At 66.2% G+C, this 26529-nt stretch carries 20 protein-coding genes, 1 tRNA gene and 1 pseudogene; 17 read left to right on the top strand and 5 right to left on the bottom strand.

What is annotated here, in order from left to right:
• Positions 1 to 121: 121 nt before the first annotated feature.
• The 7 genes from FVD38_RS09640 (at position 122) to FVD38_RS09675 (ending at position 8304) form a co-directional block, all read left to right on the top strand.
• On the top strand, positions 122 to 1090 hold the full coding sequence (locus FVD38_RS09640) for a succinylglutamate desuccinylase/aspartoacylase family protein (RefSeq protein ID WP_147934614.1): 969 nt from the start codon (positions 122 to 124) through the stop codon (positions 1088 to 1090).
• Positions 1091 to 1189: 99 nt separating this feature from the next.
• Entirely contained in the window at positions 1190 to 1486 is a 297-nt protein-coding gene (locus FVD38_RS09645; RefSeq protein WP_147934615.1) for an ArsR/SmtB family transcription factor, read from the top strand.
• A gap of 9 nt (positions 1487 to 1495) precedes the next feature.
• Positions 1496 to 2560 carry an alkene reductase gene (locus FVD38_RS09650; protein WP_147934616.1) on the top strand — a complete coding sequence of 355 codons (1065 nt, stop codon included), beginning with the start codon at positions 1496 to 1498 and terminating at the stop codon, positions 2558 to 2560.
• A 229-nt stretch (positions 2561 to 2789) separates the two neighbouring features.
• Complete coding sequence (gene pepN / locus FVD38_RS09655) at positions 2790 to 5447, top strand: aminopeptidase N (protein WP_147934617.1); 2658 nt, start codon at positions 2790 to 2792, stop codon at positions 5445 to 5447.
• Positions 5448 to 5454: 7 nt separating this feature from the next.
• On the top strand, positions 5455 to 6165 hold the full coding sequence (locus FVD38_RS09660; protein ID WP_147934618.1) for a hypothetical protein: 711 nt from the start codon (positions 5455 to 5457) through the stop codon (positions 6163 to 6165).
• A gap of 379 nt (positions 6166 to 6544) precedes the next feature.
• Complete coding sequence (locus FVD38_RS09670) at positions 6545 to 6982, top strand: acyl-CoA thioesterase (protein ID WP_147934619.1); 438 nt, start codon at positions 6545 to 6547, stop codon at positions 6980 to 6982.
• 122 nt (positions 6983 to 7104) lie between these two features.
• On the top strand, positions 7105 to 8304 hold the full coding sequence (locus FVD38_RS09675; protein ID WP_147934620.1) for a DUF1565 domain-containing protein: 1200 nt from the start codon (positions 7105 to 7107) through the stop codon (positions 8302 to 8304).
• Positions 8305 to 8329: 25 nt separating this feature from the next.
• Here the strand turns inward: FVD38_RS09675 and arsC are convergent, their stop codons facing one another.
• Positions 8330 to 8677, bottom strand: a complete 348-nt coding sequence (arsC, locus tag FVD38_RS09680; protein WP_147934621.1) for an arsenate reductase (glutaredoxin) — start codon at positions 8675 to 8677, stop codon at positions 8330 to 8332.
• A 190-nt stretch (positions 8678 to 8867) separates the two neighbouring features.
• Between arsC and FVD38_RS09685 the strand changes: the two genes are divergently transcribed.
• Positions 8868 to 9497 (top strand): 1-acyl-sn-glycerol-3-phosphate acyltransferase, encoded by a 630-nt coding sequence (locus FVD38_RS09685; RefSeq protein ID WP_147934622.1) that lies wholly within the window; start codon positions 8868 to 8870, stop codon positions 9495 to 9497.
• Between the two features lie 9 nt (positions 9498 to 9506).
• Here FVD38_RS09685 and FVD38_RS09690 read toward each other — a convergent pair whose 3' ends face one another.
• The gene (locus FVD38_RS09690) at positions 9507 to 11183 is read right to left on the bottom strand and encodes a SulP family inorganic anion transporter (protein ID WP_147934623.1); all 1677 of its coding nucleotides are present in this window, start codon (positions 11181 to 11183) and stop codon (positions 9507 to 9509) included.
• A 121-nt stretch (positions 11184 to 11304) separates the two neighbouring features.
• Entirely contained in the window at positions 11305 to 12783 is a 1479-nt protein-coding gene (locus FVD38_RS09695; RefSeq protein WP_147934624.1) for a GGDEF domain-containing protein, read from the bottom strand.
• A gap of 155 nt (positions 12784 to 12938) precedes the next feature.
• Here FVD38_RS09695 and FVD38_RS09700 point away from each other — a divergent pair, with 155 nt between their 5' ends.
• From FVD38_RS09700 to FVD38_RS09715, 4 genes are all read left to right on the top strand, one after another.
• A complete protein-coding gene (locus FVD38_RS09700) occupies positions 12939 to 13907 on the top strand; it encodes an SDR family oxidoreductase (RefSeq protein WP_147934625.1) in 969 nt (322 codons plus the stop codon).
• Positions 13908 to 13940: 33 nt separating this feature from the next.
• The gene (gene ku, locus FVD38_RS09705) at positions 13941 to 15023 is read left to right on the top strand and encodes a non-homologous end joining protein Ku (RefSeq protein WP_147934626.1); all 1083 of its coding nucleotides are present in this window, start codon (positions 13941 to 13943) and stop codon (positions 15021 to 15023) included.
• A 2-nt stretch (positions 15024 to 15025) separates the two neighbouring features.
• A complete protein-coding gene (locus tag FVD38_RS09710) occupies positions 15026 to 15259 on the top strand; it encodes a hypothetical protein (protein WP_147934627.1) in 234 nt (77 codons plus the stop codon).
• A 152-nt stretch (positions 15260 to 15411) separates the two neighbouring features.
• Positions 15412 to 16875, top strand: a complete 1464-nt coding sequence (locus FVD38_RS09715) for a catalase (protein ID WP_147934628.1) — start codon at positions 15412 to 15414, stop codon at positions 16873 to 16875.
• Positions 16876 to 16922: 47 nt separating this feature from the next.
• Here the strand turns inward: FVD38_RS09715 and ligD are convergent, their stop codons facing one another.
• On the bottom strand, positions 16923 to 19493 hold the full coding sequence (gene ligD, locus FVD38_RS09720) for a DNA ligase D (RefSeq protein ID WP_147934629.1): 2571 nt from the start codon (positions 19491 to 19493) through the stop codon (positions 16923 to 16925).
• A gap of 227 nt (positions 19494 to 19720) precedes the next feature.
• Here ligD and FVD38_RS09725 point away from each other — a divergent pair, with 227 nt between their 5' ends.
• Together FVD38_RS09725 and FVD38_RS09730 are read left to right on the top strand one after the other, a co-directional pair.
• Positions 19721 to 20014, top strand: coding sequence for a hypothetical protein (locus FVD38_RS09725; RefSeq protein WP_147934630.1), 294 nt, complete (start codon positions 19721 to 19723; stop codon positions 20012 to 20014).
• A gap of 150 nt (positions 20015 to 20164) precedes the next feature.
• Positions 20165 to 21106, top strand: a complete 942-nt coding sequence (locus tag FVD38_RS09730; RefSeq protein WP_147934631.1) for a D-2-hydroxyacid dehydrogenase — start codon at positions 20165 to 20167, stop codon at positions 21104 to 21106.
• A gap of 9 nt (positions 21107 to 21115) precedes the next feature.
• On the opposite strand, the gene FVD38_RS09735 is transcribed toward FVD38_RS09730, so the two are convergent.
• A complete protein-coding gene (locus FVD38_RS09735; RefSeq protein ID WP_147934632.1) occupies positions 21116 to 24985 on the bottom strand; it encodes a two-component regulator propeller domain-containing protein in 3870 nt (1289 codons plus the stop codon).
• Between the two features lie 109 nt (positions 24986 to 25094).
• Between FVD38_RS09735 and FVD38_RS09740 the strand changes: the two genes are divergently transcribed.
• The 3 genes and pseudogenes from FVD38_RS09740 (at position 25095) to FVD38_RS27145 (ending at position 26524) form a co-directional block, all read left to right on the top strand.
• A tRNA-Arg gene (locus FVD38_RS09740) sits at positions 25095 to 25171 on the top strand.
• Between the two features lie 132 nt (positions 25172 to 25303).
• Positions 25304 to 25537: pseudogene (locus tag FVD38_RS27280) on the top strand (IS1595 family transposase); the annotation flags it as partial.
• Positions 25538 to 25612: 75 nt separating this feature from the next.
• Positions 25613 to 26524 carry an IS1595 family transposase gene (locus FVD38_RS27145; protein ID WP_370660633.1) on the top strand — a complete coding sequence of 304 codons (912 nt, stop codon included), beginning with the start codon at positions 25613 to 25615 and terminating at the stop codon, positions 26522 to 26524.
• Positions 26525 to 26529 lie beyond the last annotated feature (5 nt).

The following is a 26529-nucleotide window of genomic DNA, read 5'->3' on the forward strand; positions in this document are numbered from 1 at the left end:
CCAGTGACAGTATAACCAGACATGCGCCGCCAGCAGCCTGCCCCCCGGCCACGCCTTTTTCTACGGGACCGCTTTTACCGATAGAATATCGCCACCATTTTTTCTCCCGCCCATGCCATCCATGACTTCCGCCCGCCAGTTCCAATTCAAATCCATCAACTACACCGGCTTGCAGGCCGGCCCACGCGTCATCATCATGGGCGCGACCCATGGCAATGAGGTGTGCGGCACCAAGGCGATCCAGCGGGTCATGGAAGAAATTGACAGCGGCAAGCTGCACATCGCGGCCGGCAGCGTCACCTTCGTCCCGATCGTCAATCCGCTGGCCTACGCCCAGAACACCCGTAACGGCGACCGCAACCTGAACCGCGACCTGTTCCCGAAAGAGAAGCCGCTGGACTTCGAGGACCAGGTCGCCAACTGGCTGTGCCCCCTGCTCGGCCAGCACGACGTGCTGCTCGACCTGCACTCCTTCGCCGCCACCGGCGAGCCGTTCGTGATGGTCGGGCCGCTCGATAACGACGGCACGCTGCAGCCCTTCCGCCACGCCGCGAAGGAACGCGCCTGGGCGCGCCGTCTGGGCGTGCGCCGCTTCGTCGACGGCTGGCTGGCCACCTATGGCGACGGCGTGCAGCGCCGCAGCCGCAGCGCCGATGAACTGGAAACCGTGCTGCGCTACGGCGTCGGCACCACCGAGTACATGCGCAGCACCGGCGGCTTCGCACTGACGCTGGAATGCGGCCAGCACGACGATCCGGCGGCGCCCGACGTCGCCTACCGCGCCATCATGAACACGCTGGCCCACCTGGGCCTGATCGCCGCCGCGGATCCGCAACCGGTGGCCTTCGACGAGATGGAAGCGCTGTCGATGGTCGTGGTGCACGACAAGCTGCATGCGGACGACGCCTTCGTGCGCCCATGGAAGAGCTTCGATCCGGTGAGCGAAGGCGAGCTGCTCGGCCACCGCGCCGACGGCACGCCGGTGGTGGCCGAATTCGGTGGCCGCATCCTGTTCCCGGCCGCGAACGCCGCCGCCAATACCGAGTGGTATTACCTGACCCGCCCCAACGCGACTTTCGGCCGCGAGTAAGACCTCGGACAGGGCATTTCGAGCCGTCGCCAGCAAACATTTCTTGAATATCGTAAGATGACGATATTCGGATCGAAAGAAGCCGATATAAGGAAAACCATGGACATCGACGCGATCCACAAGGCCCTGGCCAACCCGGTGCGGCGCCAGATCCTGCAGTGGCTCAAGGAGCCGCAGCAGCACTTCATCGAGCAGGATCATCCGCTCGAGATGGGTGTGTGCTGCAAGCTCATCGACCAGAAAACCGGCCTGTCGCAATCGACGGTGTCGGCCCACCTGGCCACCCTGCAGCGCGCCGGGCTCGTAAGCACGCGCCGCGTCGGTCAATGGATTTTCTTCCAACGGAACGAGGAAGCCATCCATGCCTTTCTCGCACAACTGAACGACGGACTTTAGGAATACCCGATGACTACAATGTTTGACCCGATCAAGGTGGGCGCCCTCGAATGGCCGAACCGCATCGTCATGGCGCCGCTGACCCGCTCGCGCGCCGATGGCGGCGCACGCGTACCGAATGCGCTGATGGCCGAATACTATGTGCAGCGCGCATCGGCCGGGCTGATCCTGTCCGAAGCGACTTCGGTGACCCCGATGGGCGTGGGCTATGCCGACACGCCGGGCATCTGGTCTGAGGAGCAGGTCGAAGGCTGGAAGATCGTCACCGAGGCCGTGCACAAGGCGGGTGGCCGTATCTTCTTGCAGCTGTGGCACGTGGGCCGCATCTCGGATCCGTCCTTCCTGGACGGCGAACTGCCGGTCGCGCCGTCGGCGATCCAGCCGGATGGCCATGTAAGCCTGCTGCGTCCGAAGCGCCCCTTCGTCACCCCGCGCGCGCTCGAACTCGATGAAATCCCCGGCATCGTCGCCGCCTACCGCAAGGGCGCCGAAAACGCGAAGAAGGCCGGCTTCGACGGCGTCGAAGTCCACGGCGCCAACGGCTACCTGCTCGACCAGTTCCTGCAGGATTCCACCAACAAGCGCACCGACGCCTATGGCGGCCCGATCGAGAACCGCGCGCGCCTGATGCTCGAAGTGACCGACGCCTGCATCGACGTCTGGGGCGCCGACCGCGTCGGCGTGCACCTGGCGCCGGCCCGCGATTCGCACGATATGGGCGACTCGACCCCGTTTGATACCTTTGGCTACGTGGCGCGCGAGCTGGGCAAGCGCAAGATCGCCTTCATCTTCACCCGCGAAGGACAAGGTCCGGATGCACTGGGCCCGATGCTCAAGAAGGAATTCGGCGGCGTCTGGATCGCCAACCAGCAGCTCACCCGCGAGAAGGCCGAGGAACTGATCGCCAGTGGCACCGCGGACGCGGTGTCGTGGGGCCAGCTGTTCATCGCGAACCCGGACCTGCCGAAGCGCCTGCAGCTGGGTGCGCCGCTCAACGAACCGAACACCGATACCTTCTACCAGCCAGGCCCGGTCGGCTACACCGACTATCCGGAACTGGAACAGGCAGCCTGATTTTTCGTTTTCGCCACCGCTTCGCTGCCCTGTCGCCGGCGAAGCGGCGGCGCCTCTTTCGACGGGACCTTTATGGTCCCGTTTTTTATGCGTATTGACGATACTATCGAATCTGCATACGCGAAGTACAGATTCTCTCCTGCGGGTGTCCAGCGTGGAACGTTAGTGCTATTCTTGCGCGATTGACATTTCGCGCACCCAGATGCGCCCACCGAGAGAGGATTTTTCAGTGAACTTTCCCGCACACCGCGTGATGGCCGTCGCCATCGCTTCCGCCTTCGTCTTCGGCGGCGCCGTCCACGCCGCGCCGGCCCAGCAAGCCGCTACGGCCCGCGCCGAAACCGCCTTCCTGTCGCAAGACGACGCGTTTGCCCGTTCCGCCCGCATCGCGAACGTGGACTATGTGCTGGACTTTACACTGACCGGCAAGGAAACCTTCGCCGGCACCACGACCGTCACCTTCGACCTCAAGGATACGAATTCCGCCGTCACCCTCGACCTGAACAAGGCCACCGTCAAGTCGGTCAGCGTCAACGGCAAACCCGTCCAGGCACGCTACAACGACTGGTTCATTACCATCGACCCGGCGCATCTGGCCAAGGGACGCAACACCGTCACCGTCGCCTACGAACGCCTGCACAGCACCAATGGCGAAGGCCTGCACCGCATGGTCGACCCGGCCGATGGCCGGGTGTATACCTACTCGCACTTCGAGCCGGTGGCGGCCCAGCAGATGTTCCCCCTGTTCGACCAGCCCGACCTGAAGGCCAGCTACACCGTTACCGTCACCGCGCCGAAGGACTGGCACGTGGTCACCACCACCCGCGAAACGAAGATCGATGATGCCGGCGCCAACCGCCGCTGGACCTTCAAGCAAACCCGCCGCCTGAGCCCCTACAACTTCTCGCTGCACGCCGGCCCTTACCAGGTCTGGGAAGACAATAGCGGCAAGTACCCGATGCGCCTGTTCGCGCGCCAGTCGCTGGCCAAGCAGGTGGTCCCCGCCGACTGGTTCCGCCAGACCAAGGCGGGCATGACCTTCTTCGAAGAGTACTTCGGCATTCCCTACCAGTTCGAGAAGTACGACCAGCTGATCGTGCCCGACTTCCTGTACGGCGCGATGGAAAACGCCGGCGCCATCACTTTCGCCGAAGCGCGCTACGGCGTGGCCAATATGACGGCCGACCAGAAGCAGTCGATGACCGAAGTGATCATGCACGAGATGGCCCACCAGTGGTTCGGCAACCTGGTTACCATGAAGTGGTGGAACGGCCTGTGGCTCAACGAAAGCTTCGCTTCGTTCATGGGCATCCTGGCCACCGCCGAATCGACCGAGTTCAAGGACTCGTGGCAGAAGTTCTACCAGACCGGCAAGCAGCGCGCCTACATCCAGGACCAGACCGCGAGCACCCACCCGATCGAGGTGCCGGTGCCGTCGTCGGCCAATGCCTTCGACAATATCGACGCCATCACCTATTCGAAAGGCGGCGCCGCCCTCAAGCAGCTGCGCCACCTGCTGGGCGAGGAAGTGTTCCGCAAGGGCGTGCACAACTACCTGGTCAAGTATTCGTGGCAGAACGCCACCCTCGATGATTTCATCAACACCCTGGCCAAGACCGCCGGCCGCGACCTGTCGGGCTGGACCAAGGAATGGCTGTACCACGCCGGCGTGAACACGATCGCGGCCAATTACAGCTGCAGCAACGGCAAGATCAAGGACTTCACCCTTACGCAAGCAGCGCCCAGCAAGGAACTGCCGACCCTGCGCGAACAACGCGTGCAGGTGGCGGCGTTCAAGATCGACGGCGGCAAGCTGTCGCTGGTCAAGAACGTGCCGGTGACCTACAAGGGCGCGAAGACCGCGGTCAAGGAGCTCGATGGCGCGGCCTGCCCTGACCTGGTCTATCCGAACTACCAGGACTGGGGCTATGCGAAAGTCCAGCTGGACGCCCGCTCCTTCGATACCGCGCGCACGAAGTTGTCGCAGGTCGACGATCCGCTGCTGCGCGCCATGCTCTGGCAGAGCCTGTGGGACAGCGTGCGCGACGCCCAGCTGCCGCTGAACGACTTCATCACCGTGGCCCTGAACAATGCGCCGCAAGAGAAGGACTACACCCTGCTCGGCGACGTGCTGGGCAAGGTCGTCCAATCGAAGGCCTACCTCGACGCCATGCGCCTCGACAATGCATATGCGAAGCAGACCTATGCAGCCCTGGAGAAGATGGCCTGGGACGGCGTGCTGGCGCACAAGGCCAACGCCGACGTCCAGCGCCGCTGGTTCAGTCTCTACGTGAGCGTGGCCTCCAGCCCGGAGGCGCTGGCGCGCCTGGCCGGCATCCTCGACGGCAAGATGGATGCCGCCGGCATGGAGCTCACCCAAGACCAGCGCTGGGCGCTCATCGCCCACCTCAATCGCTACAACCACGCCGGCGCTGAAGGCCTGATCGCGGCGGAGAGCGCGCGCGACAAATCCGACGCCGGCCAGGTGGCGGCGGTGGCAGCCACTGCGTCGCGTCCGGATCCGAAGGTCAAGGCCGAGTGGGTCGGCAAGATCGAAGACCTCAAGACGCCGCTGCCGTTCTCGCGCATCCGCACGGCGATGGGCAGCGTGTTCCCGGCCGAACAGGGTCAGTTGAGCGAGCTCGAGGCCGATGCGCGCCTGGCGCGGCTGCCGGCGATCGACAAGGCGGCTGGCCCGGTCTATATGCGCGCCTATGCCATCACCATGATCCCGACCGCTTGCACGCCGCACAGCGTGCAGCGCCTGAGCCGCGCTGCCGATCAGATGAAAGACCTGTCGGCATTTACCCGCCGCTCGCTGCTCGACACCCTGCAGAACGAGCAGCGCTGCGTGGCGATCAAGGGGGCGATGACGGCGCCGAAGTAAGCGATTGATGCGCGCGGACGCCGGCCTGATGCCGCGCCGCGCGCCGGGCTGGCCGCTCTTGGCCACGCTCGGCGCGCACCTGCTGCTCGCATGGTGGTGGCTCGACGCCACCGGCGTGCGGTCCTTGCCGTCCATCGTGCCGGCGCTGCGTGAATTCCTCGTGGTGCCGGTGCTGGTGCCGCCGCCTGCAGCTGAATCTCCCCCACCTCCACCGATTCCCCGATCGCCTGCACGCGCTCCCGTCGCAGCGCAGCCGATCACGCTCCCCGCGGATGCCCCGGTGGCGGAGCCTGTCGCCGAATCCTATCCCGATCCACTGGCGCAGCCCGCGCCACTAGACGATGCCGCATCCGAGGAAGCGACGCTGGCCGGCCGCGCCAGGCGTGCGGCCGGCAGCGCCGATCACGACCTGCGCAAAGGCAAACTGGCCCCGCTCGAGCCGACCGACACGCCCTGGAAGCGTTTTTCCAGCGCCGTCGAAGGCGCGCGCAAGGACACATCGCGCACGCTGACCTCGGAGAGCTACACCTCGCCCGACGGCACCATCGTCTACCGCTTCCGCAAGAACGGTAAATATTACTGCCGCAGCGGCGGCGGCGTGCGGCCGAGCATGTTCGGCGCCGAGGGCGGCGGCGCGGTCCTGTTCGACAAGCCCGGCGGCGGCGGCACGGCCGGCCTCGTACCCTGCCCCTCCCAGGCCGAATTCAAGCGCGACTGAGCGCCGCTCGTCGCCGTCGGCGGTGGAACGCACAGTTCCGCCACCCGGCGCCAGGCGCCGTCGGCCCCGCACTCGGCTGGCGGGTGGTCGCGCAGCAGCGCGCCAAGGTCGAGCGGCGCGCCCACGCGCACCTTGACCCCGCGCGCGATCGGCACGCACAGCGCATCATGCCAGGCCGCCGCATGGCCTTCGGGTGTTGGCAGCGCGCCGCGCAAGCGGACGGCGGCCTCTTCGCATGCGGCGCCGCTGGCGAATTCTCCGCGCAGGCTGCTGCTCTCCAACGTGACATCGAGATTCTGTTGGAGGTACAGCAGCAGGATGATCGTAAACATATAATGGCCGGGTCCGCGGCCCCCGCCGCGCTTGCAGAGGAAACACATTGGACTGGGATTATCCGCAACCGTTCATCCTGCCGGTCGTGCCGCAGGCCGGCGACATTGATGGCCTGAACCACACCAATAACGCCGTCTATGTGCGCTGGTGCGAACAGGCCGGCTGGGCCCACTCGGAAGGGCTGGGCCTGTCGCTGGACGACTACCGACGCCTGGACCGCGCGATGGCGATCCGGCGCGGCGACTACGAATACCTGTTGCCTACGGTGCAGGGCGAGGCGCTGAGCCTGGCCACCTGGCTGGTTGGCGGCGACGGCAAGCTGACGATGGAACGGCGCTTCCAGCTGGTGCGCGACCGCGACCGCGCCACCGTGCTGCGCGGACGCTGGGAACTGGTCTGCATCGAGATCGGCAGCGGCCGGCCGCGCCGCATGCCGGCCGAGTTCCTGGACACCTATATGCCCGTGGTGGTTGCACCAGCCTAAGCCCCGGTCCGCGCGCATGGTTGCATTGCGCATGCTCAAGGACGAGTTTGATCGATCCGGCCTACCACCCGCTTGGGCGGGATCAGACTGGTTCCGTCACCCGATCCGACGACGAGGATGCGATGTTCCGGATTCTGCCCAAGATCCCGATCGATATGCGACTGATCCTGTTCTGGCTGCTGGCCTGCCCCCTGTTGGCGGGGCCGTTGCTGGCCGGCTGCCGGCTGCGCGACGGCGGGCACGAAGAGCTCGTGGTGCCCGAACTGGTGCGCACCCATCTCTATCTCGCACCCACCGGGTCGGACAGCAATCCCGGCACCCGCGCCGAACCCTTCCGCACCCTTGCGCGCGCGGCCCAGGTGGTCACGCCGGGCACGACCGTGCACGTGGCGCCCGGCATCTATTCAGGCGGCGTGCGCACGACCACCAGCGGCACGCTCGAAGCACGCATCGTCTTCCAGAGCACCGAGCGCTGGGGCGCCAGGATCGTGCCGCCGCTCGACGCGCGCCAGAGCGCGGCCTGGGACAACCGCGGCAGCTACATCGACATCATCGGCTTCGAAATCGACGGCACCCAGTACCAGAGCGGCATGAAATGGCTGAGCGGCATTTATAACGGCGGCTCGCACAACGGCGTGCACGGCAACCGCATCCACCACATCGGCAACGACGTGCCGTGCGAGCCCAAGGGTGGCTCGGGCATCGGCATCGACAGCTACTTCAAGGGCGTGGACGTGGTCGTGACCGGCAACCACGTGCATGACATCGGCCCACCCGGCTGCCGCTATATGCACGGCATCTACGTCAGCACCACGGCCAACGTGCGGGGTAACGTCGTCTACCGTGTGTCGGGCGCCGGCATCCATCTGTGGCACGACGCCAACCGCGTGACCGTGCGCGGCAATACCGTAGCGGCATCCGGCACCGGCATCGTGGTCGGCGGCGGCGACTTTTATCACAGCAAGGGGCCGAACGACCATACCCACGTCAGCAACAACATCGTCTACGACAACCACCACGGCATCCTTGGGCAAGGGGCGATCGGCCGCCACAACAGCTTCCGCAACAACCTCGTGTACCAGAACGCCGGCGACGACTGGAAGCTGTCGCCCGGCCGCGAGCATACGGGCAGCATCAGCGCGCCGCCCCAGTTCGTCGAGTACAGCGCCAGCGGCACGCCGGACTTCCGCCTGCGTCGCGGTTCGCCGGCGATCGGACAGGGTTTGCCGCTGGATGCGGCGCCGCCCGGCAGCGGCAATGCCGGGGCGCGGCCGATGCGCAAGGCCGACATCGGGGCCATGCCGTCGGCGCCGCCGTCCTAGCGACGTCACGGCGTAGTCATGGCGCTTACAGGATTTCGCGCACCCGCCCGAACGGCCGGCACAGGCGCACGCCTTTGGGCGTGACCACGAAGGGCCGCTCGATCAGGATCGGATGCGCGGCCATCGCATCGAGCAGGGCCGCGTCGTCTACTTCGGGCCGGTCGAGACCCAGCTCGGCGTACAGGGCTTCCTTGCGGCGTACGGCGTCGCGCGGCTGCAGGCCGGCGTCGGCGATCAGGCGCGCCAGTTGTTCGCGGCTCGGTGGAGTGGCCAGGTACTCGACCACTTCCGGTTCGTGGCCGGCCTCGCGGATGGCGGCCAGGGTATTGCGCGAGGTCCCGCAGCGCGGGTTGTGGTAAATCGTGATATCCATTGTCATAACAGGCGGTGTCGGGTTGTCATTGGCTTGTCGTTCAAACAGCGGCATGATAACCACAGCGCATACCCTGCACCAGCATTTTTGCTTGTCCCCCCTCCCCGCTCCGGCTAGAATCCCACGCTTGATTTTCTAGAGCGTAATGGAATTCCATAACCATATGTCATTACGCCGCAACGGAGACCGGATGGACGATTACCTGCAGCGCCCCGAAGCATTGCCCACCCTGCGCCAGCGCACCGCGCTGCGCGTGCTGCAGCTATTCGGCTGGAAAGTCTACTTCAAGCCGCTGCCCGGTCCCCACGGGATCGCGGTCATCTACCCGCATACCTCGAACTGGGACTTCCCCATTGGCATGGTCGCCAAATGGGCGCTGGATACCCCGTTCCGCTGGTTGGCCAAGGACACGCTGTTCCGCGGCACGATGGGCCGCCTGATGCGCTACTGGGGCGGAATCGCCGTCGACCGCCGCGCGCCGATGGGCGCCACGCGCCAGCTGGCGCAGCAGATACTGAAGGAAGACTGGTGCTGGGTCGGCATCACGCCGGAAGGCACGCGCGGCTATCGCCCCCACTGGAAGAGTGGCTTTTATCACCTGGCGCAAACCGCCAACGTGCCGATGCTGCTGGTCAGCTTCGACTACAAGAAGAAAGAGCTGCGCCTGACCGAAACGCTCCAGCCATCCGGCGACATCGAGCGCGACATGGACACCATCCGCGCCGTGTACCGGAACGTCACCGCCCTCTACCCCGAAAATGCAGCGCCGATCGTGCTCGCCTCGAAGGACGACAAGGACGCCGAGCGCAAGCGCGCCTGACGTTATTTCTTAGCCAGCCGGCTGCGGCCGGCCCGCCGCACTCGACCCCGCCAGCCGGTCCCAGGCATTCGCCGCGCTCAGGAATACCTGCCCGCTGAGCTGGCCCAGCAGGTCGCTGTCGCGCAGCCGGTCCATCACCGGCCCCTTCACTTCAGCCAGGTGCAGGGTCACGCCGCGCTGGCGTAGCGACGCGTTCAATTCCCCCAGGCCGAACAGGGCCGAGGTGTCGATCGCATTCACCGCCGACAGCACCAGCACCAGGTGGGCGGTAGAGGCATGTTCCACCAGTTCCTCGTCGATACGCTCGTTCACCGCATCGACGTTCCCGAAGAACAGCCCGGCGTCGACCCGCAGCATCAAGAGGCCCGGCGTGGTCTCGGCCGAATAGCGGTCGACGTTGCGGAAGTGTTCAGTGCCGTGGATGCGGCCCAGCACCGCGATGTGCGGCCGGCTGGCGCGCCAGATCAGCGCGCCCATCGACAGCGCCACGCCCACCAGCACGCCCGCCTCCACCCCCAGCACCAGCACGCCACCGGCTGTGGCCAGCAGCGCCAGCGCGTCGGCGCGGTCGTAGCGCCAGGCAGTGCGCAGGGTCGACCAGTCGAGCATGCCCAGCACCGCCACGATGATGGTCGCGGCCAGCGTCGGCAGCGGCAGCAGGGCCAGCCAGCCGGTGGGCGCCACCAACGCCAGGGCCAAGAGGCCCGCCGTGATCATGCTCGCCAGCTGGGTGTTGGCGCCGGCCGCGAAATTCACCGCCGAGCGCGAGATGCTGCCGGTGACGGGAAAGCCGCCGGAGAGGGCGCTGCCGACATTGGCCGCGCCCAGGCCCACCAGCTCGCGGTTGCTGACCAGCTTCTCGCCGCCGCGCTTGAGCGCCAGCGCCTGGGCGCCCGACATGCTGATCAGGAACACCATGAAGCCGATCAAGAGCGCCGGCTGCAGCAAGGCCTGCCAGTGGCCGCTCGACGTCGCCAGGTTCAGGCCCGGCAAGCCGGCCGGCACCGCGCCGGTGGTGGCCACGCCCATGCGGTCCAGCGCCAGCAAGGGCACCAGCGCGGTGGCGCCCAGCACCACGAACATCGGCGCCAGCTTGGCCGCGATGTCGGCCACGACGGGCTTGACGCGCAAGCAGCGCAGCAGCGGCGCCAGCCATTCGCGCGCCATGACCAGCAGGGCCAGGGAGCCGAAGCCCAGCGCGATGCTGGGCCAATGAGGTGAGGCGTCGAGCGCGATCGGGCCGCCAACCAGGGTGCGCAGTTGGCCCCAGGCGATGACGATCGCCGAGCCGATGGTGAAGCCGCTCATTACCGGGCGCGAGAAGAAATTGGCGAGAAAGCCGATGCGCAGCAGGCCGCAGGCCAGCAGGACCAGGCCCGACATCAGCGCCAGCTGGGCCGCCAGCACGCCATGCAGGCCGGTACCGGGCGTGGCCAGCGGCGCCAGGGTGGACGCCGTCATCAGCGACACGATGGCCATCGGCCCCACCGACTGGGTGCTGCTGGTGCCGAACAGCGCGTACAGCAGCGGCGGGAAGATGCTGGCATAGATCCCGACCACCGGCGGCAGACCGGCCACCAGCGCATAGGCCATGCCCTGCGGGATCATCATCATCGCCACCACGATGCCGGCGCTGATGTCGCCCGGCAGCGCGGCGCGCCGGTATTCGCGCAGCCACTGAAGCATGGATTACCCTGGGAGGTCTTGCCTGTTTGAAAGGCCGCTAGCGTAGCATAAATACCGCATATCGATATTCGATTTTCGATCGAGCGATTGCGGCGCCTTACTCAGGGCCGGCAACAGCCGCTCAGGACATCGCCAGTTCCACGCAGTTGCGGCCGGCCCGCTTGGCCCGCGCCAGTGCGGCATTGGCCCGCACCGCAAGCGAATCGCCGCTCTCGCTCTCGCCCAGCTGGGCCACGCCCAGGCTGATGGTCACGTGGTCGCAGCCCGGGATCTCGACCTGCTCGATCGCGGCGCGCAGCTTCTCGGCCATCCGAAGGCCGTCGATCGCGCTGGTATGCGGGGCGATCACCAGGAATTCCTCGCCACCCGAGCGCACCAGCACGTCGCTGGCGCGCAGCAGCGCGCGCGCGGTATTGGCCACGGTGCGCAGCACGATGTCGCCCACCGGATGCCCGAAGCTGTCGTTGACCTGGCTGAAGCGGTCGATGTCGAAGCTCACCAGCGCCAGCGGCAGGCGGTAGCGGCGGGCGCGCTTGATTTCCTGTTCCAGCAGGTGCTCGCCGTGGCGGCGGTTAGCGACCTCGGTCAGGGCGTCGGTGGTGGCCAGGTGGGTCACGCGCGCCAGCAAGATCTCGTTTTCGCGCGTCACCTCGGCCATGTGCAGGCCATGCGACGCCAGCTGGGCCAGGTCGTCCAGCGCCTGCAGCTGCGCGCGAGAGAAGGCGCGCGCATGGTCGAACATCAGGCACAGTGAGCCGCGCGGGCCGCCCGGGCCCTGGCCCGGGATCGGCAGACCAACCACCATGCGCACGCCAAAGCGCTCCAGGCTGGCCGCCAGTTCGGGCTCGCCCGCCTTGTCCGGCGCGTCGAGCAGGGTGAATTCGCCGCTGGCGGCGGCCAGCAGGCCGGGGAAGGCGTGGCGCAGCGGCGACTGCAGCAGGCGGCCCTCGACCTCGAGCAGCGCCATCAGGTGCAGGCCGGCCACACCCTGCTCGGCTTCCAGGTGCAGGTCGCCGTCGCGGTGCTGGAACAGCGCCGCATGCACCAGGCCCGGCCAATCCGTGACGGCCGCGCACAGGCGCTCGGCAAAGCGCACGCTGTCGTCGGCGTCGCCCAACGCCTGCTGGCTGGCGCCGCGCAGCGTCAGCAGCGCGTGCAGCTCTTCCTCGGCGTGGCCCGGCGCAGACGGCCGCGCGAAGCCGGTGCGCAGGCGCGCGTCCAGCAGCGCGCGGGTCTGCTGCGCGCGCAGCGGGCCGATGGCATAGTCGATCGGGCCGAAGGCCATCAGCGCCGGCAACCAGCGCGCATTGGTGAAGGGGCACAGCACCAGGGTCGGCTTGCCGGCGCGCTCGGCCACCAGGGCGCCCAGGGCCGCCAGGTCGATGCCCAGCTCGCAGCGTTCGAGGTCCAGCACCACGAGGTCGGCCGGCTCGCGCGCCAGCAGGCTGCGTGCCTGCTCGGCGCCGGAGGCCACCCGCAACTGCGCGAACACGCCGGCGCAGGCGGACTGGAAATCGGCGCGGCGCTGGCCCACCGGATTGACGAACAGGCAGCTGCATTCATCGTCCACCGTGTCTGCGCGCGCGCCCTCTTCTTGCATTCCCATCCTCCAAAACGTTTCCAGGTATTACCGACTCGGCATGTTTCCATCGCGAGTGTGCCATAAGCGCAGCACTGTGTGTGGAACCGCACCGTCGCGCGTTGCGCCGCGCCCAATACTCTCCAGATCGAATGCATATTCATGGGAGAAGCGCGATGGGACAGCAGGACGACGTGGCGAACAAGCAGAAGGCCATCCAGAACCGCCAGGACCAGATCGACGGCAGCATGCAGAAGGCCGAGAGTGACGACAAGGGCGCCGTGCAGACCGGCGTCCCGCAGCCCGAGACGCCGATGCCCGGCCAGCACCTGGCCAAGCCCGGCATCGAGGCGCAGATGGAACTCAAGCCGAAATTCATGGCGGAGGGCTACAAAGGCAGCGGCAAGCTGGAAGGCATGAGCGCCATCGTGACCGGCGGCGACTCCGGCATCGGCCGCGCGGTCGCGGTGCTGTTCGCGCGCGAAGGCGCCGACGTGGCCGTGATGTACCTGAACGAACACGAGGACGCCGAGGAAACCAGACGCTGCATCGAGGCCGAGGGCCGCCGCTGCATCACCATCCCGGGCGACGTCAAGGACGCGGCCTTCTGCAACCAGGCGGTGGAAAAAGTCGTCGCCGAATTCGGCCGCCTGGACGTGCTGGTGAATAACGCCGCCTTCCAGGAACATGCGAACTCGCTGCTCGACATCACCGACGAGCGCCTGGACGAGACCTTCCGCACCAACATCTACGGTTACTTCCACATGGCGCGCGCGGCGCTGCTCCATCTGAAGCGCGGCGCGGCGATCATCAACACGGGATCGGTCACCGGCCTGCAAGGCTCGAAAAAGCTGCTCGACTATTCGGCCACCAAGGGCGCGATCCACGCCTTCACGATGTCGCTTGCCTCGAGCCTGATCGAACAGGGCATCCGCGTCAATGCGGTGGCCCCGGGCCCGGTCTGGACCCCGCTGAACCCGGCCGACCAGCCGTCCGAGCAGCTGAAGGAATTCGGCGCCGCCACCGACTACAAGCGCCCGGCCCAGCCAGAAGAACTGTCGCCGGCCTATGTGTTCCTGGCCTCGCCCGTGTGTTCGGGCTACATCACCGGCATCGTGCTGCCGATTACCGGTTCGGTCGGCTGACAGGCCGGTCTGCGAATAACAAGGAGAACGTCCATGCGCAGCATGTGGAAGGGAGCGATCAGTTTCGGGCTGGTCCATATTCCGGTCGATATGTACACCGCCGTCGAGAGCAAGGGGCTGGACCTGACCATGCTCGACCGGCGCGACTTTTCGCCGGTGGGCTTCAAGCGCTACAACAAGGGCAACGGCAAGGAGGTGGCGTGGGACGACATCGTCAAGGGCTATGAATATGAAGACGGCGAGTACGTCGTACTGTCCGACGAAGACCTGCGCCGCGCCAACCCCGAGGCGACCCAGACCATCGACATCCAGGCCTTCGTGGATGCCGAGGACGTGCCGTTGATCTACTACGACCAGCCCTACTACCTCGCGCCCGGCAAGGGCGGCGCCAAGGTGTACGCCTTGCTGCGCGAGACCCTGCGCGAGGCCGGCAAGATCGGCATCGCGCGCGTCGTCATCCGCGTCAAGCAGCACCTGGCGGCGCTGGTGTGCGTGGGCGACACCATCGTACTCAATACCCTGCGCTATCCGGACGAGATGCGCGACGCGGGCGAACTCAAGATCCCGTCGCCCGACTCGAAAACGGCCGCCGTCACCGTCAAGGAACTCAAGATGGCGATGGCGCTGGTCGAAGGCATGAGCGAGGACTGGGAACCGAAGCAGTATCACGACACCTACCGCGAGGACGTGCTGGCCCTGGTCAAGAAGAAGATCAAGGCCAAACAGACCAAGACGATCACGCAGCCCGAGCCCGAGAAGGAAAAACGCACGAGCGGCAAGGTCATCGACCTGGTTGCCCTGCTCCAGGCCAGCCTGGGCAAGAAGCCGGCCAAGGCCGCGCTGGCGGCGCTGGAAGATGACGACGACGATGACGACGATCCGCCACCGCGCAAGTCGAAGAAGCCGGCCGACGATGAGGACGACGACGACGACGCCCCCGCTCCGCGTGCGCGCAAGACGTCCGGCGCGGGCAGTCGTTCCGGCGCCACCGCCGCCAAGTCGACCCGGACCGCAGCGAGCAAGAGTGCTGCCAAGCCGGCCGCAAAGAAAGCCGTAGCCAAGAAGGCTGCCGCAAAGGCCCCGGCCAAGGCGCCGGCACGCAGGAAGGCAGCCTGAGGATGGGGGAACTGATCGACCTCCTCCAATGGCCGGCCATGGTGGTCAGCCTCTACGCCGCCTTCCTGATCGGCTCCAAGCGCGCCGAACGCCGGGTGTTCGGATTCTGGATGTTCATCCTCAGTAACCTGATGTGGATCGTCTGGGGCTGGCACGACGAAGCCTGGGCCCTGATCACCCTGCAGTTTGCGCTGATGGCGATGAATATCCGGGGTATCTTCAAGAACGACAACTGAGTGCAAGAAGGCGGCCGGGCCGCTTCTTGCATCTCTTCCTTTCGAGGTATTGTAAAAACCTATCATAATAATTAGATCAATTATCTTTATCTAATTCAGATTGCTCTATAGAATCTATCTCATTGAAATTCAACGCAATGAGGAGATCACGAATGAGCCAACCCCGCCTGACCACCGCATCCGGCATCCCGCTCGCCGACAACCAGAATTCTCTGAGCGCCGGCCCGCGCGGCCCGCTGCTGCTGCAGGATTTCCAGCTGATCGAAAAGCTGCAGCACTTCAACCGCGAACGCATTCCAGAGCGCGTCGTCCACGCCAAGGGCTCGGGCGCCTACGGAACCTTCACCGTCACCCATGACATCAGCAAGCTGACCAAGGCCAGGCTGTTCGACCACGTCGGCAAGCAGACTCCGGTGTTCCTGCGCTTCTCGACCGTCGGCGGCGAAAAAGGCAGCGCCGATACCGAACGCGATCCGCGCGGCTTCGCCCTGCGCTTCTATACCGAAGAAGGCAACTGGGACCTGGTCGGCAACAACACGCCGGTGTTCTTCATCAAGGACCCGATCAACTTCCCGGATTTCATCCACACCCAGAAGCGCGACCCGCAGACCAACCTCAAGTCGGCCAATATGATGTTCGACTTCTGGAGCAATGCGCCGGAAAGCCTGCACCAGGTGACGATCCTGTTCTCGGACCGCGGCACGCCGGACGGCTACCGCCACATGGACGGTTTCGGCAGCCACACCTATAGCCTGATCGACGAACAGGGCCAGCGGGTCTACGTGAAATGGCACTTCAAGACCCGCCAGGGCATCAAGAACCTGAGCTCGGCCGACGCCACCCGCATCGCCGGCAGCGACCCGGATCACGCCCAGCGCGACCTGTTCAATGCGATCGCCGCCAACGACTTCCCGCAGTGGGACGTGCAGGTGCAGGTCGCGACCATCCAGGAGCTGGAAGCCTGGAGCGCACGCACCGGCTGGAATCCGTTCGACCTGACCAAGGTCTGGCCGCATGGCGACTTCCCCGTGCAGCCGGTCGGCGTGCTGGAACTGAACCGCAACCCGCAGAACTACCACGCCGAAGTCGAGCAGGCCGCCTTCTCGCCGGCCAATGTGGTGCCGGGCCTGGGCTACTCGCCCGACAAGATGCTGCAGGGCCGCCTGTTCGGCTACCACGACGCCCAGCTATACCGCGTCGGCACCAACCACCAGCACCTGCCGGTGAACGCCCCGCGCTGCCCGGTCCACAACCACCAGCGTGATGGATCGATGGCGATCGCCAACGGCGGTTCGGCGCGCAACTACCACACGCTCAATAGCGTGGGCGCCGGCGCCACCGGCATGGGCCACGGCGAGCGCGAACTCGCCCTCGAAGGCGATGCAGGCCGCTTCGACTTCCGCGGCCAGGAAGACGATTACACGCAAGCCGGCAACCTGTTCCGCCTGATGGACGCCCAGGCGCGCCAGAACCTGTGCGATAACCTGGCCGGTCCGTTGAGCCAGGTGGACGAAGACATCCTGCAGCGCCAGCTGCACCACTTCGACCAGGCCGATCCGGCCTATGGCAGCGGCGTGCGCGCCTCGCTCAAGGCGCTGGGACGCAACGTCGACTAGTGCGCTGATCTCATCCAGACGCGTGGACGGCTCGGCGGTTCACGCGCTCATGGTTCGAAGCCGAGCGCCTTCATCGCCTTCGTCAGCGTCTTTGCCGCCTTGGCGTAGCCTTCCCACGGCGCATTTCCCTCGTCCAGCCGCGTGTGCACATTGGCCACCGTCCACTGCGTGCTCGATTTGAGGCCGGGCAGTTCTTCCCAGCGCAGCGGCACCGAGATCCCGAGTCCGGGCCGCACCCGCGCCGACCAGGCGGCGACGGTGGTTGCGCCCTGCCCGTTGCGCAGGTAGTCGATGAAGATCTTGCCGACCCGGTTCTTCGGGCCGCTCTTGAAGGCGAAGCGGTCGGGCAAGGTGTCGGCCATATGCCGCACGATCGCCTGCGAGAACGCCTTCACCGTATCCCAGTCGTAGCTACCCTTGATCGGCACCACCACGTGCAGGCCCTTGCCGCCGCTGGTCTTGAGGAAGGCCGGCAAACCCAGTTCGTCGAGGAAGGCATGCATCAGCTGGGCTGCTTCCTGCATCGCCGGCCACTCGACGCCCTCGCCCGGGTCGAGGTCGAACACCATGCGGTTCGGCTTCTGGTACGTGCCCTTGAGCGCGTTTTGCGTGTGGATCTCGACCACGTTCCACTGCGCCGACGACAGGATGCCCTCTACTTTCGCTACTTCGAGCATCGGCGGATGGTCGGGATCGAGCGCCTGATCCAGCTGGCGCAGGCCCGGCATCTTGCGCACGTCCGCATGCTTCTGGAAGAACAGCTCCCCGCCCACGCCCTCGGGTGCGCGCACCAGCGACACCGGCCGGCCCTTCAGGTGCTCCATCATCAGTTCGCCGACCAGCGCGTAGTAGCGGATCAGGTCGAGCTTGGTCGCGCCGCTCTCCTTGTCGATCACGCGGTCGCCGTTCGTGATCTTCATCGATGCCGGCAGCTTGCCGGGCGCCGCAACTGGTTCTTCATCGTCCTTTGGCGTTGCTTCGGTCATGTGCTGTGCCTTCTCACGTGTGATGCCCTTGGGCGGCTTGTCTTCGCGCAGGCCCTGGAATACCGGATGGCGCACGGCGCCGGCGCTTGTCCATTCCGAGAAGCTGACCTCGGCCACCAGCACTGGCTTCACCCAGTGGTGCTTGCGGCCGGGGACGGCGCGCGCCGGGAACGGACTTTCGTCGGTGCGCAACTTCTCCAGGCGCTTGGCGATCGAGGCCAGCGAGGAATGGTTGAAGCCCGAGCCGACGTTGCCCGCGTAACGCAGCACGCCCTCCTCATCATACGTCCCGAGCAGCAGCGCGCCGATGCCGGTGCGCGAACCCTTGGGATCGGTGAAGCCGCCGATCACGAACTCCTGGCGTAGCCCGCACTTGAGCTTGATCCAGTCGGGCGAGCGCCGCGACACGTAGCGCGCATCGCGGCGCTTGCCGATCACGCCTTCCAGTCCGATCTTGCAGGCGGCAATCACGAGCTCGTCGGGCTTGTCGCCGAACTCGGCTGAGAAGCGCACCTTGTCCGATTTCTTTTTCGCAAGCAGTTTTTCGAGCAAGCCGCGCCGGTCGACCAGCGGCAGTTCTCGCAAGTCGTGGCCGTCGAAGTACGGCACGTCGAACAGGAAGAACTCGATTTGCTCGGCATGCTTGCCGTCGAAGGCCAGCTGCAGCTTGCCGAAATCGGGCTTGCCGCTCTCGTCATGGACCACGATTTCGCCGTCATACCAGCCGTCGGGGAGCTTCATGCGTTCCAGCTCGGCCTTGAGCGGCAACAGCTTGTCGGTCCAGTCGTTGGCATTGCGCGTGATCAGGCGTACTGCGCCGTCCTCGATGCGCGCCAGCATGCGGTAGCCGTCGAATTTGACCTCGAATACCCAGTTCTCGGGATCGGGCGGCGGTGCGTCCACCAGCGTGGCCAGTTCGGGCGAGAATTTCTCGGGCAAGGCGACCAGATCGGCTACCGGCGCCGCCGTGGGCTTGGCGGCCGCTTTTTTCTTCGCAGCCGTCTTCTTTTTCGGCGCCGACGCATCTTTTTCTTCCTCTTCCTCGCGCAGCGCGTCGACCTTGCGCTGCGCCCGCTCCGGCATCGGCAGACTCTTGACGCTGTCCGGCATCTCGTCGACCAGCGAGAACTCCTCGGACGAGCGCGCATACTCGTCCTTCTCCTTGATCAGGAGCCATGGTTCCTGCTTCTCGTTGCCGCGGCCCTTCATGCGCACCAGGGTCCAGCGGCCACGCATCTTGTGGCCATGCATCTCGAACTTGATGCTGCCCTTGGCGAAACCCTTGTGCGGATCTTCCAGCGGTTCCCAGGTGCCCTTGTCCCAGATGATGACTTTCCCGGCGCCATATTGCTTGGCCGGAATCGTTCCTTCGAAATCGGAGTACGAGATCGGGTGGTCCTCGACGTGCACCGCCATGCGCTTGTCGTGGGTGTCGTAGCTGGGGCCTTTCGGCACCGCCCAGCTCTTCATGGTGCCATCCAGTTCGAGCCGGAAATCGTAATGCAGGCGGCTGGCCCAATGCTTCTGGATGACGAAGGTCAATTCATCGACGCCGGGCGTGCCGCCCTCGGCGGGCTCGGACGTGATCGTGAAATTGCGCTTGGCTTTATAGACTTTGAGTGCGTCTGGCATCGCGGTGCTCCTGGGACCAATTGATTACAGCCTATTCCCGGCCCGCGCCACGGACTGTACGGCAGCGAACGCTGACCGTGGTCGAAAGAACAAATGTAAGCGGATGTAATTTTCGTCAACTGGACCGTAACGGGGCCCGTTATCTGCTCAGTAACACGGGGAAAACAACTCCACGGAGCCCCACACGAGAGCAACCGAGTTTCAAACCACTTTAAAGGAATGACACCATGAGCAAAATCGCCGCTACCCTGATCGCTGGTCTGTTCGCTACTTCCGTGTTCGCCCAGACGCCTGCCGCCACCACCCCTACCCATGCCGAAGCGCAGGCCCACAAAGATGCAGCCAAGGCCGACGCCAAGCATGCGAAAGAAGTCGCCAAGGCCGACGAGAAGGTAGAGAAAGCCAACGCCGAAGCAAAGGCCGACGTGGCCAAGGCGGAAGCGAAAGCATCCGAGAAGAAAGCTGAAGCCAAGGCCGACCAGGTCGAAGCGAAGGCCGACGGCGTCGCCCGCTCGCAGTAATCCCCACGGCTCAAGGCCCTCACCAGAAGCCGGCTCGAGCCCCACCATATCGCGGCGTCCCCAACGCCGCTCCCATGCAAAAGACAGGCCTTCCTGTCTTTTGCCTTGTCTGCTCTACAATAAGCTTTTGCCCGCTGTGTAAAGGACATCATGGACCGTATCGTCTTCCTCGATCGAGACAGCCTGCAAGCCAATGTGCGCGTGCCGGGCTTTGCGCATACCTGGCAGGATCACGCGGGCACCAGCCCGGACGAGGTCGTGGAACGCCTGGCCGGCGCCACTGTCGCCATCACCAACAAGGTGCCGCTGCGCGCGGATGCGATCGCGCGACTGCCCGACCTCAAACTGGTTGCGGTCGCGGCCACCGGCCTTGATAACGTCGACCTGGCCGCCTGCCGCGAACGGGGCATCGTGGTCTCGAACATCCGCGACTACTCGCTGGTCTCGGTGCCGGAACACTGCTTCACCCTGATGCTGGCGCTGCGCCGCAACCTGCGCGCCTATGCCCTCGACGTCGAGGCCGGCAAATGGGAAACGTCCAGCCGCTTCTGCCTGCTCGACCACCCGATCGGCGACCTGGCCGGCAGCCGGCTGGGCATTGTCGGCTACGGCGCGCTCGGCAAGCGGGTCGCCGGCATCGCGCGCGCCTTCGGCATGCGGGTGGCCGCCACCTCGCGCTCGCCGATCCAGGATCCGGACGTCACCGAACTGGCGCTGGACGAACTGCTGTCGACCTCGGACATCGTCAGCCTGCACCTGCCGCTCACCGAACAGACCCGCGACCTGATCGGCCGGCGCGAGCTGGGCCTGATGAAGCCGGGCGCGCTCCTGATCAACACCGCGCGCGGTGGCCTGGTGGACGAGGCGGCGCTGGCCGAGGTGCTGATGGAAGGCCGCATCGGCGCCGGCTTCGACGTCCTCTCCAAGGAACCGCCATCGTCCGGCAATCCCCTGCTCGGCCTGCGCCTGCCGAACTTCATCCTGACCCCGCACGTGGCCTGGGCCAGTGCCGGTGCGATGCAGACGCTGGCCGACATGCTGGTTGATAATATCGAGGCCTGGCGGGCGGGTGCTCCACGCAACGCGGTCTGAACAACGCCTTCAGTCCGGCGCCCGCAGCGGCAGGTCGAGCACGAACAGCGTCCCGGCGCCCGGCGTGCTCTCGACCCGGATCGTCCCGCCAAGGAGACTCGTGACGATGTTGTAGACGATGTTCAGGCCCAGGCCGGTGCCGCCCTGCCCCATGCGGGTGGTGAAGAAGGGATCGAAGATGCGGCCGAGATGGGCCGCCTCGATGCCGCGGCCATCGTCGCGGAAGGTGATGGTCACCCGGCCGTCGTGCAGCACGGCGCCGATCGTCATGCTGCCGCCCGGCCCCTCGAAGGCGTGCAGCATGGCGTTGTTGACGAAGTTGATCAGGACCTGGCCCAGCGGGCCGGGGAATCCATCCATCACGATCCCGGCCGGCACGTCGAGCAGCAGGCGGTGTTCGGCAAGGCGCACCGTATTCATCAGCGTCGCCACGATTTCGTGGCACGCCTGGGCCAGGTCGAAGCGGCGGCGCTGGGCGCTGGCCTGGTCGACCGAGACCTGGCGGAAGCTGCTCACCAGTTCGGCCGCATTGTGCAGGCTGCGCACGATCAGCTCCGACGCCTCTTTCGAGGCCGCCATATAGTCTTCCAGGTCGGAGCGCTTGAGCGTGGCGTGCGCGAAGCGCGCCGCCACTGCGCTGGTGCGCTCCTGCAGCGTGCTGGCCATCAAGAGGCTGTTGCCGATCGGGGTGTTGAGCTCGTGCGCCACGCCCGCCACCAGCGAACCGAGCGAAGCCAGTTTCTCTTGCGCGGCCAGCTGGGCCTGGGTTTCCTTCAGGCGCAGATAGGCTTCGGCATTGTCCATCGCCACGCCGACGTAGGCGGCCAGGGTGCCCAGCATGTCGAGGTGGACCTGGCCGTAGGCGCCGGGCTGGCGGCTCTGGACCGTCACCGCGCCCAGCACCCGATCGCCCACCGTCACCGGCACGCACAGCAGCGAGCGCGGCGCCAGCGCCGCCGTGCCCGACACCGCCACCGCGTCGACCGCATCGACGGGGTGCGCCAGCACGGCCGGCAGTTCCGCCTCGACGTCGATCAGCAGGAATTCGCGGCCCTCGGCCACGCAGCACGACAGCAGGTGGCGCGCCGGATCGAAGTGCAGTTCGCGCGGCGCCATGCGCCGTCCCACCATCATCGCGTACGGCAGCTCGAGCATTCCCCGCTCCGCGCGCCATAGCGCGACCGCGAACACCGGCGCGTCCATCAGCGCCACCACGTGCTGATAGAGCGTGTTCATGATGGCCTCGTTGTCGAGGTTCGCGGTCAGCACGCGGCCCATGTCGGACAGCAGCGCGATATTGCGGTGCGCGCGCTCGACCGATTCCTTCTGGCGCTCGACTTCGCGCTTGTCGCGTTCGGCCGCCTCCTTCTGCAGCAGCAGTTCGGCGGTGCGGGCATGGACCTCGCGCGCCAGCAGCCCTTTCTGCTCGACCAGCGCGCGCACCCGCAGCCGGTAGGCCAGGTACGATAGCGCCAGCACCGCGGCCGCCGCCAGCGTGCGGAACCACCAGGTCTTCCAGTATGGCGGCGTGATCGTGATCGCCAGCGTGGCGGCGTCCGGACTCCACAAGCCATCCTTGTTGCTGGCCCGGACCCGGAATACGTAGCGCCCCGGATCGAGGTTGGTATAGGTTGCGAAGCGCCGGCTGGCATTGGTGTCGACCCAGCCCTGGTCGAAGCCCGCCAACTGGTAAGCGTAGCGGTTGCCCTGCGGGTCGGCGTAGTGCAGGGCCGCGAATTCGAGGGTGAACACGGTGTCTCGGTGCGACAGCGTGATCTCGCGCCGGATCGGCAGGTCGGGGATGGACCGGGTTTTGTTCAATACCAGCAGGTCGGTGATCGCGACCGCCGGCGGAAACGGGTTATCTCTCACTTCGGCGGGCTGGAACGAGGTCATCCCGTCGATGCCGCCGAAATGCATCTGCCCGTTGGCGCCGCGCCAGGCCGAGCCGACGAAATAGGAACCATCGATCAGGCCGTCCTTGGCCGAGTAGCTCTTGGTCTGGCCATTGACCGGATCGACCCGCGTGATCCCGGCCGTGGAGCTGACCCACAGGATGCCGTCGTCGTCCTCGAGGATGGCGCCGACCGAGGGCGCCTCGCCGGCATCGGCGAAGGGATAGAAGCGGAACCAGGTGCGCTCGCCGTCGCGCATCATGCGGTGCAGCCCGCCGGCGGTGCCGACCCACAGCTCGCCCGAGCGCGACTCGTGCAGGTAGTTGACGCGGCTGTGGCGCAAGGTGTCCGGATCGGACGGGTCGTTGCGAAAGCGGGTGAAGGTATTGGTGGCGCGATCGAACCGCTCCAGGCCCGACTCGGTGCCGATCCACAGGATGCCGTGCCGGTCTTCCAGCAGCGCGCGGCCATAGTTGTCGCCCAGGCTGGTGGGGTCGAGCGGATCGTTGCGCCAGTTGCGCGTGGTCTCGGCCCCGGGCGCCAGCGCCGACAGGCCGTCGCGCGTCGTCACCCATAAAGTGCCGTCACGGCCGGCGCGGATCGCCTGCACATGGCTGGCGTTCGGTCCGGGGGCCAGCGCCACCCGGCCCATGCGTCCGTCCGGGGCGCGCCACAGCAGGCCGGTCGGAGTGCCGATCCACAACCGGCCGCGGGCGCTGGCGAGCGCGGTCACCCTGTCGCCCAGCAGCGCGCCACGCACGCGGCGTGCCTGGCGGGTGGCGGGGTCGAGCAGCATCAGGCCATCGCTGACGGTGCCGACCCACAGGCGGCCGGAGGAGTCGCCGGCGATGGCGCGCACCCGCGCGCGGCCGATGCCCTCGGTGTCGCCATAGCGCGCGAAGCCGCCGCTGGCCAGGTCGGTGCGGTTGATGCCGCCAAAATACGTGCCGACCCATAGTGTGCCGGTGCGGTCGACCAGCACCGCCGGCACCTGGTTGTCCGACAGGCTGTGCGGGTCCTGGGCCGCGTTGCGGTAGCTGATGAAGCGGCCGCTGGAGGGGTCGAGCCATTTGAGGCCGTCGGTCTCGGTGCCGACCCACAGCTGGGCCCCGCTGTCGTGGTAGAGCGTCCGGATGTGCACGTCGCCCAGTCCCTCGGCCGCGCCCATGCGCCGGCGTTGCGGCGCGGCCTCGTCCAGGCGCCACGCTTCGAGCCCGGATGCGCTGCCGATCCACAGCGTATCGCGCGGCCCCATCGACAGCGCCAGCACCGTATTGCCCTTGACGTTGGACGGGGGCGCGAGCGCGAAATGTGCAAAGCGGCCGCCGCCCGGGTCCATCCGGTCCAGGCCGGCCGCCGTGCCCACCCACAGGGCGCCAGCATTGTCGAAGGCGAGCGCATTGACGCGATCGTCGCGCAGGCTGGCGCGGTTCTCCTGGTCGTGCACATAGCTTCGATGCCGGCCGGTGGCCGGGTCGAAGCGCACCACGCCGTCGGTGGTCGCCAGCCACAGCGCGCCATCCGGCCCCGGCACGATGGCCACCACCGAACGCAGCACGCTGCGCCCTTCATCGGTCAGCGCATGGCGCTGGAAGCGGCCGGTGGCGGGGTCGTGGCGCGCGAGCCCGCCCTTGGTGCCGAACCACAGATTGCCCTGGGCGTCCTCGTAGGAGGCGGACACATAGTTGTCGGGGATGCTGCCCGGATCGTTGGTGTCGTTGCGGTACACGGTCATCCGGTAGCCGTCGAAACGGTGCAGCCCGGCCTGGGTGCCGAACCATATGAAGCCCTGGCGGTCCTGCAAGATATTGATCACCGAATGCTGGGACAGGCCGTCGTCGACCGACAGCCGCTCGAAGCGCAGGCTGCGCTGGGCGGCGCCCGCGTCCGTGGGCAGGCCCGCGGCGAGCATGCTTACGATGCCCAGCAATAGCAGGAGGAGCCAGCGCCACGACGTGGCGCGGACAGTGGCGAAATCCGGCATGGCAATCCAATTAATGATCCTGCCATCCAATCTACCAGAGGAGTTTGCTTAGGTGAAATATTTTGAGTCTTCCAGAAACGATAGCCCCCTGCTATAATGCGTGCTTCGGGCGGCTGTAGCTCAGCTGGATAGAGTACTTGGCTACGAACCAAGGGGTCGTGGGTTCGATTCCTGCCAGCCGCACCAGAAAATACGAAGGGCCAGATCGCGAGATCTGGCCCTTTTCCTTTGGCGCTGTCATCGTTAGATATGGATGAGCATTGAACTGCTGAGCTGATCCGCGGTCCAATCCCGGTCGCCATCGATCAGGAGCGCACGATGAAAGCGCCGAAGTTTGAGGAACTGTTCGCCCAGCTGGCGCTGCTGAACCAGCCGCAGCGTCAGCAGGTGCTTGCCGCCCTGCATCCGGCTGCCGGACTCGACCGGGTCGTCGCCCTCATCGACGAGATCCGGTCACAGGGGCGTTGCTGCCCGGATTGCGGCTGCGAGCGGTGCCACCGGCATGGTCAGGCCAACGACCTGCAGCGCTTTCGCTGTTGCGCATGCGGACGCACCTTCAACGACCTGACCGGTACGCCGCTGGCGCGGCTCAGGCACAAGGGCAAGTGGCTCGATTATCTGGACACGGTGCTCGATTCGCGCACGGTCCGCTCTGCGGCCAAGCGGCTCGGCGTGCACCCCAACACCACGTTTCGCTGGCGCCACCGCTTTCTCGACCGGGTCAAGGACGACCGGCCCGAGCGCCTNTGCCACCGGCATGGTCAGGCCAACGACCTGCAGCGCTTTCGCTGTTGCGCATGCGGACGCACCTTCAACGACCTGACCGGCACGCCGCTGGCGCGGCTCAGGCACAAGGGCAAGTGGCTCGATTATCTGGACACGGTGCTCGATTCGCGCACAGTCCGCTCTGCGGCCAAGCGGCTCGGCGTGCACCCCAACACCACGTTTCGCTGGCGCCACCGCTTTCTCGACCGGGTCAAGGACGACCGGCCCGAGCGCCTTGTCGGCATCGTCGAGGCCGACGAAATGTTCCTGCTCGAATCGCAGAAGGGCTCACGCAAGCTCAATCGCCGGCCGCGTAAGCGTGGCGGCAGGGCCGCGCGTGGCATCTCGCATCATCTCGACTGCATCCTGGTGGCGCGCGACCGCAGCGGGCAAACCATCGACGCCGTCACCGGACGCGGTCCCTTGAAGGTGAGCCAACTGGTCAAGCACTTGCTGCCGAAACTCGATCCCCAGGCGCTGTTGGCCACTGATGCCAACGCCGCCTATCCCGCCTTCGCCCTTGCCCATGGCATTGCGCACCAGGCCGTCAACCTCAGTGCCGGCGAACGCGTCCGCAACGGCGCCGAGGGCGCCATCCACGTTCAAAATGTGAACGCCTATCACCGGCGCCTCAAGGAATGGCTGGCGCGCTTCCATGGCGTGGCGTCACGCTGGCTACCCAACTACCTGGGCTGGCATTGGGCGCTCGATGGCGGCCGAGTTACTTCCGTCGAGCAATTGCTGCGTATTGCATTCGGGGCCATCAACAGGTAACGATG

Origin of the sequence: Massilia arenae, assembly GCF_008014745.1 — a bacterium.
Taxonomy (GTDB): domain Bacteria; phylum Pseudomonadota; class Gammaproteobacteria; order Burkholderiales; family Burkholderiaceae_D; genus Telluria; species Telluria arenae.